This window comes from Alteromonas sp. AWQ4_252, from assembly GCF_056158205.1.
In genome coordinates this window covers 3,206,221-3,224,144 of sequence record NZ_JBSWSV010000001.1, presented here as the reverse complement: position 1 = coordinate 3,224,144, position 17,924 = coordinate 3,206,221, and the positions used below count along the sequence as shown (strand labels likewise).

Genomic DNA, 17,924 nt, shown 5'->3' with positions numbered 1-17,924 from the left:
GTCGTTAAAAGAATGGATCAATTTGTTAAGACAACAGTGATGAAAATGTGTTCAATCTGTTGTTGTAATAGCTTTACGTAATTTTATTACAGAATAGTAGTGCAATCTGACATTAATGTGAATCTAAGAAAATTTTTTTGTTACTGGACTTACCAGTGAGGTGATAGATAAGCGTAAAATACGAGCCATTGTAGTAACGACTCGCTAATATTTATGGCAGAGTTTGAGTTATTCCCGTTTGTCGTAGCGAGAACCCCGCAGTGTGTCTTTCACTCGCTTCAGGTTTTCTCTGAATTTATTTCCACGGCGTAATGTGAAGCCGGTCGCTAAAACATCGATAAGTGTAAGTTGGGCTATTCGTGAGGCCATCGGCATGTACATATCAGTATCTTCAGGTACTTCGAGAGAAAGCACATGGGTACACTCTTTGGCCAGCGGGCTATCAGCAGAGGTAATGCCTACCACTGTGGCGTCATTACTTTTGGCAATTTGCGCGATTTCAACCAGGCTTTTGGTACGCCCTGTGTGGGAAATGAGAACGACAACGTCGCCGTCGGTGCAATTCATACAGCTCATGCGTTGCATCAGGATATCTTCAAAGTACACGACGGGGACGTTGAAACGGAAAAACTTGTTTAATGCATCATGAGCAACAGACGCCGATGCTCCTAAGCCAAAAAACGAAATTTTATGTGCTTGAGTTAATAAATCGACAACCCGGTTGACGTTAGCAACGTCAACCGATTGTTTAGCGACTTCCAGAGAGGCCATAGTAGACTCGAATATCTTATTGGTATATTCGCCCGGTCCGTCGCTCTCATCCACATGCCGGTTTACATATGGCGTGCCATTGGCCAGGCTCTGGGCCAGATGGAGCTTAAAATCGGGAAAGCCCTTGGTATCGAGACGACGACAGAAGCGGTTCACGGTCGGTTCGCTGACATCCGACATTTTAGCCAGGGTTGCTATACTAGAGTGAATGGCGGTTTGTGGGTTTGCCAGTATCACTTCTGCTACTTTTCGCTCTGACTTGCTGAAAGCGGTTTTATTTTGAGTAATTTTTTCAAGAATATTCATACGGATATAACAAAAAATAGGGTAAGGTTATTATCATTCTAGCTGACTATATTACGCAATGTGTCACCGGTGACAAGAAAAATGTAATTTTTTGACAAAATAACCGACAGAATAAAGAGTATTCAGGCAAAAAATACCACTTTATTTATGTATAACGAATGCAAGTTGTAATTTTACTACATTTAGTGTTAACTATGTGCTAACAACAACGGGAACGAAATGATGGTGTTGCCTCTCAGACATTGTTTGTTCCTGCGGATTATCATTAAGAAGGTCGACAATTATGGTAATGGATAATTCCTTTGAACCCTGTGATTTTGTGCTCTTTGGCACACTCGGGGATTTGTCTCGACGGAAACTGCTGCCGTCACTTTATCAGTTGGAAAAAGCTGAACTCATCCATCCTGATACAAAAATAATTGGTGTGGCCCGTCATGAAATGTCTGACGAAGCCTATCGTAAGGAAGTTCAGGCCAATATCGAAAAATTCGGCGAAAAGAAACTCTGTGAAGAGACCTGGTCTCGTCTTGAAGCACGTCTGAGTTACGTTTGTGTCGATATGAAGGACATGGAAAGTTATCGCGTATTTGATTCTGTGGTTGATGCCCAAAGAACAATGGTTTGTTACCTGGCTACACCGCCAGCTATCTATGGTGATATATGTCGTGGTTTGCACAGTTGTAACATCATCGACAGTTCGGTGCGGGTTGTCCTCGAAAAACCAATAGGTCACGATCTCGAATCGTCAAAAGTCATCAACGACCAGGTTTCTGAATATTTTAATGAATCCCAGATTTATCGCATTGACCACTATTTGGGCAAAGAAACTGTACTCAACCTCATCTCATTACGGTTTGCAAATTCCATTTTTGCTACAAACTGGGATCACAATTCTATTGACCATGTACAAATTAGTGTCGCTGAGTCGGTAGGAATAGAAGGGCGTTGGGGCTACTTTGACGATGCCGGCCAAATGCGAGATATGGTGCAGAACCATTTGTTACAGATCTTGAGTTTAGTTGCTATGGAACCACCGGCGACACTTGATGCAGACAGTATTCGTGACGAAAAACTGAAAGTGTTAAAGGCGTTGCGCCCAATTAATATGAGCAACGTTAATGAATCAACAGTCAGAGGTCAGTACACCACTGGTTTTGTCAAGGGCGAAGAGGTGCCAGGCTATCTCGATGAAGAAGACGCCAATACGAAAAGCCAAACTGAGACTTTCGTTGCTTTGAAGGTCGACATTGATAACTGGCGCTGGGCTGGTGTTCCTTTTTACCTTAGAACGGGTAAGCGTTTGCCGACAAAAGTGTCTGAAGTTGTGATCTACTTTAAGCGTCAGCCGCACAATCTGTTTGGTGACAGCTTCCAAAAATTACCACCTAATAAACTGGTTATACGACTTCAGCCTGATGAAGGTGTTGAAATTACCGTTATGAACAAGGTGCCAGGGCTAACGAGTTCTGGTTCTATGGATTTACAAAAATCAAAGCTCGATTTGAGTTTCTCAGAGGCTTTTGGTGAAGAGCGTATCCCTGACGCATACGAAAAGCTTTTGTTGGAAGTTATGCTCGGTAATCAGGCATTGTTTGTTCGTCGCGATGAAATTGAACAAGCTTGGTCGTGGGTTGATTCTATCTTAGAAGCGTGGAAGCAATCTAACGAACCCCCGGAGCCGTATCAGGCAGGTACGTGGGGACCGGTAGACTCTATAGGTTTGCTGGCTCGAGCGAATCGCAGTTGGTATGAGAGTAAAACTACCCGGAAGAAAAAATAGTATGGCATTGAAAACCGAAACTTTTGATTCTGCTGAAGCGCTGACCGATGCATTTGCCAGTCAATTGGTCGCAATTCTAAACGAAGGTATCGCCCTGCGCGGTCGTGCTAGTCTGGTGGTAAGTGGCGGCAGAACGCCGTTGGCGTTGTTTAAGCAATTAAGTGACACCGAACTCGATTGGAGTAAAGTGGATGTTACCCTTGCCGATGAGCGCTGGGTAGACGAGTCTCACGAAGCGAGTAACACTGCGCTGGTTAAGCAAAATTTGATTCAAGATAAAGCGGCAAACGCGCATTTTGTATCGTTAAAGACCGATGATGCCGATGCCAACGACGGCCTTGCAGAAGCTGAAAATCGCCTGAGTAGCTTTAGCCAGCCTTTTGATGCACTCATTCTGGGTATGGGAGAAGACGGTCACACCGCTTCTTTGTTCCCATGCTCTGATCAAGTCGCTGATGGACTAAATATGTCCAGTGGGAAAGTGTGTATCGCGGTACAACCAACTACCGCCCCTCACCAGCGTATTTCTTTGACCTTGCCGGCATTACTGAATAGTCGCAATATTTTTATCCATCTTACCGGGGATAAGAAAAAGGCCGTACTCGAAGATGCGTTGGAAAACGCTACTGAAATTGAAAAGCCCATTACTGCTGTGGTTAATCGCGCAGATGTAATACTTAAGTGGGCTCCATAGGAGAAGATTATGAATTCTCAAATTGCAGAAATTACTCAGCGCATTATTGAGCGCAGTAAGAATACACGAAAAGCGTATCTGGAAAAAATTGAAAAAGCACGTCGTGCCGGACCGCACCGTGGCGTATTGTCTTGCGGTAACCTTGCACATGGTTTTGCCGCATGCGGCACTGAAGACAAAGCTGATTTGCGTTCAATGACGAAGGCAAATATTGCGATCATTTCATCTTACAACGATATGTTGTCTGCGCACCAGCCGTATGAAAATTATCCCGCGATCATCAAAGAAGCCATTCGTGAAGTAGGCAGTGTTGCTCAGTTCGCCGGCGGGGTTCCGGCCATGTGTGACGGTGTTACCCAGGGTAATCCCGGCATGGACCTTAGTTTGATGAGTCGTGATGTGATTGCCCAGGCCACTGCTGTGGGGTTATCTCACAACATGTTCGACGGCGCAATGATGCTTGGGATCTGTGATAAAATCGTCCCAGGCCTGTTGTTAGGCTCACTCACGTTCGGTCATCTGCCAACAGTATTTGTTCCTGCAGGCCCAATGCCTTCAGGCTTGCCGAATAAAGAAAAAGCCCGTGTAAGACAAGAGTTTGCCCAAGGAAAGGTCGGTCGTGACGAACTGTTAGAAGCAGAGTCGCAATCCTACCATTCTGCAGGTACTTGTACATTCTACGGAACGGCGAACTCTAACCAGTTAGTGGTTGAGACGATGGGCCTACACCTTCCTGGGTCGTCCTTTGTCAATCCAGGTACTGAATTGCGAGATGCGTTAACCAAGGCTGCGTCAGTTCAGGTTACACGTCTCACTGATTTGGGCGATAATTACAGGCCAATTGGTCACATCGTCGATGAAAAAGCGGTAGTGAATGGTATCGTGGCGTTGTTAGCAACAGGTGGCTCAACAAACCACACCATGCACCTTGTCGCAGTAGCGAGAGCCGCAGGTATTATTATCAACTGGGATGATTTCTCTGATATTTCAAATGCGGTGCCTCTGATCACACGTATTTATCCCAACGGCTCTGCTGATATTAATCACTTTGTTGCAGCTGGTGGTATGTCGTTGCTGTTTAAACAGTTACTCGACGCTGGTTTATTGCACAATGATGTGAAAACGATATGTGGTGACGGTTTGGATTTATATACCAAAGAGCCGGTATTGCGTGATGGTGAATTGGAGTGGCGCGATGGTCCCACGGAATCTCATGATAAAGAGGTTTTCGCAACGGTAGACGAGCCCTTTAAACCGGATGGTGGTGTGTGTGTGTTACGGGGTAACTTGGGTCGTGGTGTTATAAAAACATCAGCACTGCGCTCACCAGTGTGTCACATAAAAGCACCTGCAGTAGTGTTTGAAGACCAGTTTGAACTGGATGCCGCTTTCAAAGCCGGTGACCTGGATAAAGACTGCATTATTGTTGTTCGTTTCCAAGGGCCATCAGCGATTGGTATGCCAGAACTTCATCGCTTAACACCGCCACTGGGTGTGTTGCAAGATAAAGGGTTCAAAGTGGCCCTTGTCACCGACGGAAGAATGTCAGGTGCATCAGGCAAAGTGCCTGCGGCGATCCACGTCACACCAGAAGCTTATAACGGTGGTTTGTTGGCCAAAGTACAGTCTGGCGACATTATTGAGCTCAATACGCAAACAGGTGATTTAACTCTTCATGTTGATGAAAAAACTTTAGCAAGCAGAGACGCTAAACCCGCAGACCTGGCACATCACCAGGTTGGTATGGGAAGAGAACTCTTTGCTGGTTTTAGGGCCACGTTATCCGGCGCTGAAGAGGGGGCGTGTTCATTGTTCGCGACGCAGGAGCAGGCGCTATGACACATAAGTTCGTGGCGGATGTAGGAGGAACTAACATCCGCCTGGCGAGGGTCACCGCTGATGGTTTGCAGAATATAATTAAATATCAGTGTTGTGACTTTGCCAGTATCGATCTTGCTATCGAACAATACTTTAGTGAACTTCCTGATTATACTTTTTCTAAGGGGTGTATCGGTATCGCTTGCCCTGTGCTGGGCGATCAGGTGTCGATGACAAATCACAGCTGGGCGTTTTCTCAAGAAGCTCTGAAAAATCGGTTAAAGCTTGATGCCTTGTTCGTAATAAACGATTTCACTGCTGTTGCACATTCTTTACCTGGCTTGTCTGCAGAACAGGTAGTACAGATAGGGACAGGAACGCCTATAGAAAACGGTAACATTGCGGTTTTTGGGCCAGGCACTGGCCTGGGAGTTGAGCATATCACAATGACCACATCAGGTTGGCAAACACTTGATGGGGAAGGCGGTCACGTTGATTTTGCACCGGTGGATGAAACAGACATTATTGTCTGGCGTTATCTGCAGAAGAAAGATGGCAGGGCATCTGCGGAAGAACTTATGTCTGGCCGCGGGATCGTTAATATTTATACTGCGCTAGCCCTCGATGCTGGTGTCGACGTGGCGTTTTCTGAGCCCGCAGGTATCACTGAAAATGCCTTGAGTAATCAGTGTGATATTTGTGTGCGTACCCTTACCCAATTTTGTCGGGTAATGGGTAGCTTTGCCGGGAACCTGGCATTAAACATGGCCACAACAGGTGGGATATTCATTGGTGGCGGTATTGCCAACCGCTTTGTTGACTTTATTCAGCAAAGCGATTTTCGTGCGCGTTTCGAAGCTAAAGGGCAGATGAAGCATTACGTCAAAGACATTCCCACTTTTCTTATTGCTGAGCCCGATCACGGCCTGTTAGGTGCTGCAGCGTATTTGAATCAACATACTGCGAGTTAACTATGACAATGAACTGGAAATATTCACCGGCAGATGTGTTTGCTGCTGGTCCTGTGGTCCCAGTGTTAGTAATTAAAGACCTGGATAAAGCAGTGCCACTGGCAAAAGCATTAATGGCGGGTGGCATAAAAGTACTGGAAGTAACACTTCGCACACCTGTTGCCCTTGATGTCATTAAAAAAATAGCGGACGAAGTGCCCGATGCCATCATCGGTGCGGGTACGGTGACAAATGCACAGCAGTTAAAACAAGTGATAGAAGCTGGAGCTAAATTTGCTATTAGTCCTGGACTGACAGAGAATTTGCTACAAGCAGGTAAAGAGTCAGAGATCCCTCTTATACCAGGTATTTCTTCTATTTCTGATCTGATGACAGCTAAAGATGCAGGGTATGACCACCTCAAATTCTTCCCGGCGGAGGCATCCGGTGGCGTTAAGGCTATTAAATCTATTAGTGGTCCTTTCCCCGATATCGCATTTTGTCCCACAGGTGGTATCGGACCAGGTAATTACAATGACTACCTCGCACTGAAAAGTGTCAAATGTGTTGGTGGCTCCTGGCTTGCACCTGATGACGCCATTGAAAATGGTGATTGGGACGCCATCACTGCGTTGGCAAAAGCAGCTTGTGATGGCGCTGTATAACGTCTGGCTAATTTAGCTTGTTGCTACTCATTTAAAAAAACCAGCGTAATGCTGGTTTTTTACTATTTGTTTGTTGTTAAGTCACTACTTGTTTTATAGCGTGTTTTTCATCGGGACTTAAGGTACAACCATTAAGTAGAGCGGTTTCCACGCACACCATATGTTTGAATCCAAAAGCATCCATATCTGCCATAGACGCAGCACCTTGCCAGGGGTTCCACACCACAATGGAATCATGACCGTGATTTTCTACACGAGTTAACGGTGATTGATTGTGGTTAATAGTGATAGTTTTTGGTGCATCATTGTGAATACGGTCCGTTTCTCCGCTGACCACATAGGGAACAGGCGTAGGCTTCTCAGCCCAACTCTCTAATTTATCTTTATATGTACCAGTAATTCCTTCCAGCGTTATGTGAGAAATGTCCGGCACACTAAAGTACGTGTGTAATGCTCCATTAAACTGTAAGGGGACTATACCGGTGTTATGGGTGTTAAGTGATACAGATAACTGTTCTCCAACTATGACTTCGTAAGTTACTGTGCAGTCATATTCAAACCCTTCTGCACGACTGAAAGCGGGCGCTAGGATTAAACGAGTACCGATATCAGTTTCTTCGGCTTGTTGAATTTGCCACACTTGGGTACGCAAAAATCCATGGGAAGGCAGGGCGCCTTTTTCCCGCCCGTGGTCGTCAGAAAACCAAGGCCAACAAATTGGGATCCCGCCACGAATCGGCCGCTCACCGTTCAGAAAAGCATGTGGACTTAACCACAATCTATCGCGATCGTCTGACCTGGGTGTGTAAGACAGCACGTGGGCGCCATAAAGGCTGATTCGGCACGAAGCATATGCATTTTCTATTTGTAAAAAAGTGATCCCAGCCGATTCTTCTACCTTAATGGATTCGGGTATACTCACGAAATGTCTCCTTGACAAAAATTGTGTATTAGTTTGTTTTATTGTGCATTGAAAACAAAAAAGGTGCGATAAAAATCGCACCTTCTTTTACTAGCAGTTAATACTCTGCCAATATAAACAGCTTAAGCAGAAATATGCTTAACCAAATCGAGAACTTTATTTGAGTATCCCCATTCATTGTCGTACCAAGAAACGACTTTGACGAAGGTGTCAGTCAGTGCAATACCTGCGTCTGCGTCAAATACCGACGTTCTTGCATCACCCAGAAAATCGTTAGATACCACGGCATCTTCGGTATAGCCCAATATGCCTTTCAACTCGCCTTCAGCAGCGTTTTTCATTGCCTCACAAATTGCTTCGTAAGAAGTAGGCTTGGCCAGGTTTACTGTTAAATCAACCACTGAAACATTTGGTGTAGGTACGCGGAACGCCATACCTGTTAATTTACCATTAAGCGCAGGAATTACTTTGCCTACTGCTTTGGCCGCACCGGTAGAAGATGGAATGATGTTCTGGCTTGCACCACGACCACCACGCCAATCTTTATGAGACGGACCGTCTACAGTCTTCTGTGTTGCAGTTGTGGCATGTACTGTTGTCATAAGACCATCCACGATACCGAAGTTATCGTTAAGTACTTTAGCAACAGGAGCCAGACAGTTAGTGGTGCACGATGCATTAGATACGATTGACTGACCTTCGTAACTATCGTGGTTAACACCCATCACAAACATTGGCGTGTCGTCTTTAGACGGTGCTGACATTACCACTTTCTTCGCGCCAGCTTCAAGGTGAGCTGCTGCGGTTTCTTTAGTAAGAAAAAGCCCGGTTGACTCGACAACGACATCTACATTAACGTCGCCCCAAGCCAGATCAGCTGGATTTCTTTCTGAAGTTACCCGAATAGTTTTACCGTTAACTACCAGGTTGTTATTGTCGACACCTATTTCGCCGTCAAAAACACCATGAGTAGAATCGTACTTGAGCATGTAAGCAATGTAGTCTGTGTCTAACAGATCGTTAATTGCAACAACTTCAATGTCATCACGTTGTTGCGCTGCGCGCATTACCAAACGACCGATGCGTCCGAAACCATTGATACCGATGCGTATTGTCATGTCATACCTCTAATTTGGTATTAGTGAAAAAAAATTACGTAAAGTATGGATCAAAATGGCATAATTGGCAAAACAAAATGCGATTAATGTTGCAAAATTACAATAAACAGCTATGCAATCGTATTCAATTTCGCCTTTCGTATCTTTAATCGATAATGTTAAAAATTTGTGCGTTCACTGGTATGGTAAAGATAACTTCACCATACTCAACGCGGTTAAACAGGAAAAGACGACTATGACAAATCCCGTTTTGCAACAACTTGTTGAGATGCGAGGAATTGAAACCCATTATATAGATGCATGGGGTAAACCCGCTGTTATCTCAGAATCAAGTCAGACAAAACTACTCAGTGCCCTGGGTTATAACACTCATGATGAAGATACCATTATGTCTCAGTTGCATAATGAAGCGAGACGTTTCTGGCAGTCACCGTTAAACCCGGTGCAGGTGTTACGCCAATCAGATACCATGATGTTTAATATTCGGTTACCCATTGAGCTGGTAACCGATGAATATACTGTAGTCATCACTACGGAAGAAGGGCAAGTCTTCGATCACAGTTTCTCACCTGTTGATGAAACTTTAATTAATGCGTCGCATCTCGAAGAAATCGAATATCACGAATATCAGGTAACGATCCCTCTTACATTACCTATAGGTTATCACTCGCTGGCATTATATGTTGAGGGGGACGATGAGGCTTTGTGCGAAATGCGCATTATCATTGCGCCCGCCCGCTGTTACATTCCCGAGGAAATTGAGAAGGGCAAAAAGGTGTGGGGGCTTAGTGTACAGCTCTATTGCGTAAAAAGTGACACAAACTGGGGAATAGGTGATTTTTCGGATCTGACTTATCTAATTAAAAATGCAGCCGAGAGAGGCGCAGATTTTATTGGTCTGAATCCAATTCACGCCCTTTATCCGGCAAATCCTGAAGCTTGTAGCCCTTACGGACCATCATCCCGACGCTGGCTGAACTATTTGTATCTAGACGTATCATCACTGCCTTGCTATGACGACCCTAAAGTCCAGGCTATCGTAAATAGTGACGAATTCAATCGTAAGCTCGAAGTCTTAAGACAGACGGAGCTCGTCGATTATGCCGGGGTGGCAGAATTAAAGCTGACGGTTCTGACAGCGCTGTTTGATGTTTATTATCAGCAGTATCTGACTAAAAACACCCGTCAGCGCAAGGCATTTAAGGCTTTTGTGGAAGAGGGCGGCGATAGCTTAGATATATTAGCCGTATACGACACCCTGCAGGAAGCACTGGCAGAAGAAGGTAAACCTTCATGGGGGTGGCCGGTTTTTCCAGAATCATTGTCCGATTATCACAAGGATGGCGTAGCGGCATATAGGAAGAAACACGAGAAACGGGTTAAATTCTTTATGTTCCTGCAATGGCAGGCAGCGTTGCAGCTACAAGCAGCTAGCGATGTTGCTGTTGATGCTGGAATGACAATAGGTTTGTATCGTGACCTTGCTGTCGGCGTAAGCGAGGGAAGTGCGGAAATCTGGGGTAATAAAGATCTTTATTGTATCGATGCGTCAGTGGGTGCCCCTCCAGATATTCTTGGTCCTTTGGGCCAGAACTGGGGTCTACCACCTATGGATCCGCACAAGTTATACGAACAGCAATATCAACCGATCATCGATTTATTTTCGTCGAATATGGCAGGTTCAGGTGCATTGAGAATCGACCACGTTATGGCACTGCTGAGATTGTGGTGGGTACCCAAAGGAGACAATGCTAAAGACGGCGGCTATGTGTATTATCCAGTGGACGATTTACTTGCAATACTGGCGCTGGAAAGTCACCGTCATCAAAGTCTTGTAATAGGCGAAGATTTAGGCACTGTACCCGAAGAAATTCGTGAAAAATTAGCCGACAACGGAGTGTATTCGTACCGGGTGTTCTTTTTCGAGCAAGCTGAAGACGGCGGCTTCTTCTCACCAGCCCACTATCCAGAGCAATCTATGTCAACCCTGACGACTCATGATATGCCGACGCTCAAAGGCTTTTGGCACTGTTTGGATCTTGAATTGGGTAAAGAAATTGGTTTGTATCCCACAGAAGAAATTCTTTCTGGGTTGTATACAGACAGACACGACAACAAGCAGGCAATATTGGATACCTTGCACGGACATCAGAGCATCAGTAATGATATCAGCCATGATGTCAATTACGTCGGTATGACCACAGAGTTAAACCGGGGAATGCAATTGCATATGGCTACTGGCTCCAGTGCATTGCTGAGTTTGCAATTGGAAGACTGGCTGAAGATGGATAAGCCTGTTAATGTACCGGGTACGTTCAATGAATATCCGAATTGGCGAAGAAAGCTAACTCATACGTTACAACAGATATTCAACGACCAAAACCTCAGTGTACTTGCAAGTAAACTGACAGAGACACGAAATAAAGCCAGCACTGATTAGCGTGATTGGCAGCGGAAACGCAATGACTGCCAGATCTACTGGCAGTCGACAGGAGTAAAGAATGGAAGTAGAACAGCAGTTAGCCCACGCAAGATGTCGTGACCCGTTTTCAGTACTGGGAATAAAAATCAAAAAAAATAAGGCTACTATCACAGCCTTTGTGCCTGACGCGATGGCTATAGATGTTCACTTTCAAGGTGTGTCTGCTCCGTCTACTGCTTTGAAGCGTATAAAAAACTCAGATTTGTTCTGTGCAGTTTTACCTGTTTCTGATGTAACAGGCCCCTATCAACTGTGCGTTACCACAGAAAATGGCGAATACAGTTTCTGTGACCCTTATCAATTTCAGGACGTGGCATATCACGGTGTTCATTACATTGATCACGAACCGAGAAATTTGTATCAACAGGGTGGCGCACAGCTCATTGACGTTGACGGTGTAAAGGCCACACGTTTTATAGTCTACGCGCCTAATGCATCTGCGGTTTCAGTGATCGGTGATTTCAATCACTGGGACGGCAGGCGTCACGCTATGCAACATACGGATTTGGGTTACTGGGTATTGGTGATACCCGGGGTTGGTGAGAACGCCCGCTACAAATATCAACTCAAAGATGCTTGGGGTAATGATTTGCCCCACAAAGCTGACCCACTGGGTTACTATGCAGAGCAGTATCCCTCTCACGCGTCAAAGGTCTTCAGCCACGATAATTACCAATGGGGCGATGAGCAATGGATGAAAAACAGGGATGGTGATAAGTACGCCAAACCTATGAGTATTTATGAAGTTCACCTGGGCTCATGGCGTCGACCTGACTCAGCATCTGAATCCCGTTATTTATCTTATCGCTCGTTGTCTGAGTCTCTTGTCAGTTATGTCAAAGAGATGGGGTATACCCACATTGAATTGCTGCCTGTTTCAGAATTCCCGTTCGATGGCTCGTGGGGGTATCAGCCTGTTGGGTTATTTGCTCCGACCAGTCGGTTTGGTTCACCGGATGAGTTCAAGTACTTTGTTGATACATGTCACCAGGCTGGTATTGGCGTAATTATCGATTGGGTTCCAGCCCACTTTCCTGAAGATGCTCATGGTTTGGCTAGGTTCGATGGAAGTCACGTGTACGAATATGATGATCCCCGAAAAGGATGGCACCCTGACTGGAACTCGTGTATTTACGATTTTGGCAAAGATACGGTTCGTCAGTTTCTGGTAGCCAATGCCTTGTTCTGGTTAGATAAGTTTCATATCGACGGGCTTAGGGTTGATGCAGTTGCCTCAATGCTTTATCTGGACTACTCCCGAAATGAAGGTGAGTGGATTCCCAATGTTGATGGTGGCAACGAGAATTACGAAGCCATAAGCCTGCTGAAATGGATGAACGAGGAAGTGTACAAACACTTTCCCGGTGCGATGACAATTGCCGAGGAATCCACGTCATTTCCCCGGGTGTCCCGTCCGGTTTACGAAGGTGGGCTGGGCTTTGGCTTTAAATGGAATATGGGTTGGATGCACGACTCTTTACACTATATAAGTAAAGATCCAGCCTATCGCCGTTACCATCATGGAGATATTACTTTCAGCATGGTTTACGCGTTCGACGAAAACTTTGTGCTACCCATATCACATGATGAAGTGGTTCACGGGAAGGGAAGCTTGCTGGGAAAAATGCCTGGCGATGAATGGCAACAAGCGGCTAATTTACGTTGCTATGCTGCGTTTATGTTTGGCCATCCAGGTAAAAAACTCAATTTTATGGGCAATGAGTTTGCCCAAGCGAAAGAGTGGAATCACGACGGGGAACTCGATTGGCATTTACTGTCGTTTGATAAACACAAAGGTGTTCAAACACTTTATAAAAAATTGAATCATACTTACCAGGTTTACCCAGCTCTTCATGAATTAGATCATCATTTTGAAGGCTTCAACTGGATAGACCACAATTACGCTGAACTAAGCGTGTTGTCTTTCGTAAGAAAGAGTAAGCAAAATCAAAAGGTGTATGTGGTGAGTAATTTTACGCCAGCACCTCGCAATGGTTTTCGTATTGGGGTTGAAAACCCGGGTGTTTATCGTCTCGTCCTCAATACCGATGGCGGCGAGTTTTGGGGAAGTGATTTTCCCGTTCAAGCCGAAATCCGTGCTGAAGATGTGCCATGGAACGACCAACCGCACTCCATTGAAATCGAGCTTCCGCCTCTGGCAACGCTATATTGGGTTTACGAATAGGAGCCGTACTGGCTGTGCACACTGATACTTCAACTTTAAGGCAGACCGAGCGAGGTCTGCCTTCGCCGTTAGGCGCAACCCTCACTGCTGAGGGTACTAATTTCGCAGTTTATTGTCCCGGTGCAAAAGCCGTGACTTTATGTCTGTACAGTCACGATACAGAAGAGTCGGTGGCAGAGATCCTTTTGACTGGCAAAACAGGTGACGTTTGGCATGTATTATTGCAAGGCGTGGAGGAAGGGCAGTTATATGCATACCGTGTTGAGCGTGCTGAGCAATTTTTGCATAAGGTAACATCCGAAAAACTGCTAATTGATCCTTACGCTAAAATGCTCAACAGACCAATTCATTGGAGTGCCAGACAATATGAAACTGACACTGCATTTATGATCCCCCGCAGTGTTGTGATTAAGACGCCTGAACACGCGAGCACTCGAAAAACTGTATACAAACCTCATGAGCGTATTGTCTACGAAGCTCATGTCAAGGGGATGACAATGAATCATCCCGCCGTGCCCGAGGCGCACAGGGGCACTTATATTGGTGCTCGCCATCCAGAGATCATCGCGCATCTGAAAGCGTTAGGGGTGACCACAGTTCAGTTTATGCCCCTCGCCAGTTTTATGCCCGAGCCTTATATCACTGAGAAAGGGATGACCAATTATTGGGGTTACAACCCGGTTAACTTTTTCGCCCCGGAACCACGATATAGCGTTGAACATGCCTTTAACGAAGTTAGAGAGATGGTGCAAGCTTATCATGAAGCTGGCCTTGAGGTGATTGTCGATGTTGTGTTTAACCATACAGCAGAAGGTGGTGATGGTGGACCTGTACTTTCGTTCAAAGGTTTTTGCCCACAACAGGCCTATTTATTAGAGCAAGCTGCCACGGGTGAATTGATTTACAGCAATCATTCAGGTTGTGGCAATACCGTTCACAGTGCACAACCTTTTATGATGACGCTCATTATGGATGCTCTGCGCCATTGGGTGACGGTCATTGGCGTGGACGGATTTCGTTTTGACTTGGCTGTGTGTTTAGGCCGGGATCCCCAACAATTTACACCTCACTCCGGTTTGCTTAGGGCGATGGCTCAGGACCCTGTTCTTAAAGACGTCATTCTTATCGCTGAACCCTGGGACATTGGGCCCGGAGGGTATCAGCTTGGCGCGTTCCCTTATCCCTGGCTTGAAGTCAGCGACCGTTATCGGGACACAATTCGTGCCTTCTGGCGTGGTGATCACGCTATAACGCCTGAGTTTGCAACCCGGTTGATGGGTTCCAGGGATATTTTTCATAAGGGAAGTAAACCTATCACCACGTCGGTGAACAATATCACTTATCACGATGGTTTTACCTTGCATGATTTGGTGAGTTATTCACAGCGTCACAACGAAGCCAATGGAGAAAATAACCGCGACGGTCACGGTCACAACCTTTCGGCCAATTACGGTGTAGAAGGTGAAACTAATGATGAACACGTTCTTTCGTTGAGGGAACAGCAGAAGCGAAATTTATTCGTCTCTCTGCTTTTATCACAGGGTACACCACACATACTCGGTGGAGACGAACTGAGTCGCACGCAACTGGGCAATAACAACGCCTACTGTCAGGACAATGATATTAACTGGTATCAATGGTCTCTGAATAAGCGGCAGACTGATTTTCTGCATTTTTGCCAGTACGTTATTCATTTGAGAAAGGGTAGTACCTTACTTCAGCAATTACTGCTGGAAGATGATCATTTCCAGACCGAAAACAATGTGTCATCCATAGGGTGGTTTAAACCCGATGGCAGAGACAAGGTATCTGAAGACTGGCAATCGCCACAGAGCAAAGCCTTTGGGCTTGAGATAAAAGGTTGTCCGGTAGCGTCAGAAGAACCAGAACACTGGTTTTTGTGTTTCAACGCCAGTCAGGAAGACAGGCGATTCAATTTACCCAGCTTATCTGCGAAAGGAGCCTGGCGTTTGGAAGTTGATACCCGATACGCATCACTGTCAGAGCAGCCTGAAATAAGTATTCAGAGGGTATTTCTACAAGCTGCCAGAACGGTTGCCGTGTTCAGCTTTCAACCACTAAAACGCTGACTACCTTTACCAGTGTTTGCACGATAACCGTTTTACCTATTTTGTTCAGTAAATCACAGGTAAATTGATAATATTTTAGTGTTGGCACTAGCAGGGAGTGGTATGATCCGCAGCCATCTGAAACGTGAGGTGAGACCAAATGCAAAAAGAAGATGGAAAGCAAGCAGAATCAAAGTGTGATATTGGGTTTATTGGCCTGGGCGTGATGGGCGCTAATTTGACCTTGAACCTGGTGGACCACGAATATCGCGTTGCTTGTTTTGACCTGGACCAATCAAAAGTTGATGCTATTCTGGCTAAAGATGCAGAAGAGCGTGGTGATAAGCCACCGCGGGTCGAAGGTTGTAGCTCTTATACCGAATTATTAAGTAAGCTAACGTCACCTCACATGATCATTGTTTCCGTTCCTGCCGGTGAGCCGGTTGATCACGTCTGCTCGCACCTCATTGATGCGGGCGTACAAGCTGATGATATTGTTGTCGATACAGGTAACAGCTTGTGGACCGATTCTGTAGAGCGTGAAGAAAAATATAAGAGCAAGTTCATTTTCTTTTCAACTGCCGTCTCCGGCGGAGAAGTTGGCGCTCGTTTTGGTCCGTCGTTAATGCCATCAGGCAATCCATATGCGTGGACTCGCCTAGAACCGGTATTAACTGCCATTTCTGCTAAGGTCGATCCTGCAACCGGCTTGCCTATTGAATCGTTTGTTCCGGGTAAACCAGTAACAGAGGGCGAACCCTGTGCAACCTATATCGGCCCTGTTGGTGCAGGTCACTATGTAAAAATGGTTCACAACGGCATTGAGTACGCAGATATGCAATTGATATGTGAAACCTATCAGGTTATGCGTACCTCTTTGCACATGTCACCAGCTGAGATCGCTGAGGTGTTTCGGCGTTGGAACAAAGGTAAGTTAAACAGTTACTTAATTGAAATTAGTGCAGAAGTTCTCGAACAGATGGACCCGGAAACAGGCGTGCCTTTAGTTGATGTCATTCTGGATAAAGCCGGGCAAAAAGGAACGGGATTATGGACTGCCGTAAGTGCACTGCAGGTTGGAAGCCCAGCTCAAACTATAACTGCAGCAGTATTTGCTCGTAGTATTTCCAGTTTAAAAGACGAACGTGTTGCCGCCAGTAAAGTACTCTCTGGACCCGCGGTGAAGCCTCTTTCAGACTCCGAAAAAATGGCTTCAATAAATAAACTTGAACACGCCTTGTACTGTTCAAAAATCTGCGCTTATGCACAGGGCTTCCAGTTGATGGCAACAGCTTCAAAGGAGCGGGGCTGGGAGCTTGATTTTGGCGGTATCGCCCGTATCTGGCGAGCAGGCTGCATTATTCGAGCGGTGTTTTTACAATCTATTGCTAAAGCATATGAAAACAACGAAGAGTTAGCAAACTTGTTGCTGGACCCATTCTTCTCTGAACAAATTACCGAATATCAAGCCAACTGGCGGGAATCATTGGCGCAGGCGGCGCTGGCAGGTATTCCTTGCCCAGCCATGATGTCGGCACTAAGTTATTACGATTCATATCGCTCCGCTGTGTTGCCTGCTAACTTGCTACAAGGTCAGCGGGATTATTTCGGAGCGCATACTTATCAGCGTATTGATAAATCTGCTGGAAAGAAATTCCACCTTGATTGGAGCAATCCGGCACGTCCACAGCACGCGGTGAAAAAGTAAATAAAGGCAGGTGAAAATGACAGATCAATCAGACTGGAAAGCCAAACTATCACCAGATGCATACTATGTCACTCGGGAATCTGGCACGGAGCGGCCATTTACCGGTGCTTTGTTGGACGAAACCAGACCTGGCACGTATGTATGTAAATGTTGTGGCAATACGCTGTTTGATGCGTCAGCGAAATTCGATGCAGGGTGTGGTTGGCCGTCGTTTGATAAACAATCAAAAGAGGGCAATGTTGGCTACAGGGATGATAATAGTCACGGCATGCGAAGAGTAGAAATATACTGTTTGTCATGCGACGCACATTTAGGACACGTGTTCCCTGATGGCCCAACCCAAACCGGTCAAAGATATTGCGTTAACTCTCTCTCAATGGATTTTGAAACGCGTGATGGGAAAAAAATATCGGGTTGATCAGTTTAACTTCACATGTGATTAAAAAATAAGCACCG

At 45.6% G+C, this 17,924-nt stretch carries 13 protein-coding genes; 10 read left to right on the top strand and 3 right to left on the bottom strand.

Going from position 1 to position 17,924, the window contains the following annotated elements; all coding sequences use genetic code 11:
* Positions 1-228: 228 nt before the first annotated feature.
* The gene (locus ACXACM_RS14210; RefSeq protein WP_474822523.1) at positions 229-1,077 is read right to left on the bottom strand and encodes a MurR/RpiR family transcriptional regulator; all 849 of its coding nucleotides are present in this window, start codon (positions 1,075-1,077) and stop codon (positions 229-231) included.
* Between the two features lie 283 nt (positions 1,078-1,360).
* On the opposite strand from ACXACM_RS14210, the gene zwf reads away from it, so the two are divergent.
* Genes zwf through ACXACM_RS14185 form a run of 5 tightly spaced genes read left to right on the top strand, consistent with a single transcriptional unit; the run spans position 1,361 to position 6,984 of the window.
* Positions 1,361-2,857 (top strand): glucose-6-phosphate dehydrogenase, encoded by a 1,497-nt coding sequence (gene zwf, locus ACXACM_RS14205; protein WP_474822522.1) that lies wholly within the window; start codon positions 1,361-1,363, stop codon positions 2,855-2,857.
* A gap of 1 nt (position 2,858) precedes the next feature.
* Positions 2,859-3,551, top strand: coding sequence for a 6-phosphogluconolactonase (gene pgl, locus ACXACM_RS14200; RefSeq protein ID WP_474822521.1), 693 nt, complete (start codon positions 2,859-2,861; stop codon positions 3,549-3,551).
* Between the two features lie 9 nt (positions 3,552-3,560).
* Entirely contained in the window at positions 3,561-5,390 is a 1,830-nt protein-coding gene (edd, locus tag ACXACM_RS14195) for a phosphogluconate dehydratase (RefSeq protein WP_474822519.1), read from the top strand.
* Positions 5,387-6,340, top strand: a complete 954-nt coding sequence (locus ACXACM_RS14190) for a glucokinase (protein WP_474822518.1) — start codon at positions 5,387-5,389, stop codon at positions 6,338-6,340. The genes edd and ACXACM_RS14190 overlap by 4 nt, the downstream gene beginning before the upstream one ends.
* Before the next feature lie 2 nt (positions 6,341-6,342).
* Complete coding sequence (locus tag ACXACM_RS14185; protein WP_474822517.1) at positions 6,343-6,984, top strand: bifunctional 4-hydroxy-2-oxoglutarate aldolase/2-dehydro-3-deoxy-phosphogluconate aldolase; 642 nt, start codon at positions 6,343-6,345, stop codon at positions 6,982-6,984.
* Between the two features lie 76 nt (positions 6,985-7,060).
* On the opposite strand, the gene ACXACM_RS14180 is transcribed toward ACXACM_RS14185, so the two are convergent.
* Together ACXACM_RS14180 and gap are read right to left on the bottom strand one after the other, a co-directional pair.
* On the bottom strand, positions 7,061-7,906 hold the full coding sequence (locus tag ACXACM_RS14180) for a D-hexose-6-phosphate mutarotase (protein WP_474822515.1): 846 nt from the start codon (positions 7,904-7,906) through the stop codon (positions 7,061-7,063).
* Between the two features lie 122 nt (positions 7,907-8,028).
* Positions 8,029-9,024, bottom strand: coding sequence for a type I glyceraldehyde-3-phosphate dehydrogenase (gene gap / locus ACXACM_RS14175; protein WP_474822513.1), 996 nt, complete (start codon positions 9,022-9,024; stop codon positions 8,029-8,031).
* A 235-nt stretch (positions 9,025-9,259) separates the two neighbouring features.
* Here gap and malQ point away from each other — a divergent pair, with 235 nt between their 5' ends.
* From malQ to msrB, 5 genes are all read left to right on the top strand, one after another.
* The gene (gene malQ, locus ACXACM_RS14170) at positions 9,260-11,464 is read left to right on the top strand and encodes a 4-alpha-glucanotransferase (RefSeq protein WP_474822512.1); all 2,205 of its coding nucleotides are present in this window, start codon (positions 9,260-9,262) and stop codon (positions 11,462-11,464) included.
* Positions 11,465-11,525: 61 nt separating this feature from the next.
* A complete protein-coding gene (glgB, locus tag ACXACM_RS14165) occupies positions 11,526-13,691 on the top strand; it encodes a 1,4-alpha-glucan branching protein GlgB (protein ID WP_474822511.1) in 2,166 nt (721 codons plus the stop codon).
* 14 nt (positions 13,692-13,705) lie between these two features.
* Complete coding sequence (glgX, locus tag ACXACM_RS14160) at positions 13,706-15,781, top strand: glycogen debranching protein GlgX (RefSeq protein ID WP_474822509.1); 2,076 nt, start codon at positions 13,706-13,708, stop codon at positions 15,779-15,781.
* Between the two features lie 139 nt (positions 15,782-15,920).
* The gene (gndA, locus tag ACXACM_RS14155) at positions 15,921-17,468 is read left to right on the top strand and encodes an NADP-dependent phosphogluconate dehydrogenase (RefSeq protein WP_474822508.1); all 1,548 of its coding nucleotides are present in this window, start codon (positions 15,921-15,923) and stop codon (positions 17,466-17,468) included.
* A gap of 16 nt (positions 17,469-17,484) precedes the next feature.
* The gene (gene msrB / locus ACXACM_RS14150; protein WP_474822507.1) at positions 17,485-17,886 is read left to right on the top strand and encodes a peptide-methionine (R)-S-oxide reductase MsrB; all 402 of its coding nucleotides are present in this window, start codon (positions 17,485-17,487) and stop codon (positions 17,884-17,886) included.
* The last annotated feature ends 38 nt before the right edge of the window (positions 17,887-17,924 follow it).

What these genes read in the sequence shown, in the direction of transcription:
- ACXACM_RS14210 (WP_474822523.1), bottom strand. Translation starts at nt 1,077, where the DNA reads ATGAATATTCTTGAAAAAATTACTCAAAATAAAACCGCTTTCAGCAAG.
- zwf (WP_474822522.1), top strand. Translation starts at nt 1,361, where the DNA reads ATGGTAATGGATAATTCCTTTGAACCCTGTGATTTTGTGCTCTTTGGC.
- pgl (WP_474822521.1), top strand. Translation starts at nt 2,859, where the DNA reads ATGGCATTGAAAACCGAAACTTTTGATTCTGCTGAAGCGCTGACCGAT.
- edd (WP_474822519.1), top strand. Translation starts at nt 3,561, where the DNA reads ATGAATTCTCAAATTGCAGAAATTACTCAGCGCATTATTGAGCGCAGT.
- ACXACM_RS14190 (WP_474822518.1), top strand. Translation starts at nt 5,387, where the DNA reads ATGACACATAAGTTCGTGGCGGATGTAGGAGGAACTAACATCCGCCTG.
- ACXACM_RS14185 (WP_474822517.1), top strand. Translation starts at nt 6,343, where the DNA reads ATGACAATGAACTGGAAATATTCACCGGCAGATGTGTTTGCTGCTGGT.
- gap (WP_474822513.1), bottom strand. Translation starts at nt 9,024, where the DNA reads ATGACAATACGCATCGGTATCAATGGTTTCGGACGCATCGGTCGTTTG.
- malQ (WP_474822512.1), top strand. Translation starts at nt 9,260, where the DNA reads ATGACAAATCCCGTTTTGCAACAACTTGTTGAGATGCGAGGAATTGAA.
- glgB (WP_474822511.1), top strand. Translation starts at nt 11,526, where the DNA reads ATGGAAGTAGAACAGCAGTTAGCCCACGCAAGATGTCGTGACCCGTTT.
- gndA (WP_474822508.1), top strand. Translation starts at nt 15,921, where the DNA reads ATGCAAAAAGAAGATGGAAAGCAAGCAGAATCAAAGTGTGATATTGGG.
- msrB (WP_474822507.1), top strand. Translation starts at nt 17,485, where the DNA reads ATGACAGATCAATCAGACTGGAAAGCCAAACTATCACCAGATGCATAC.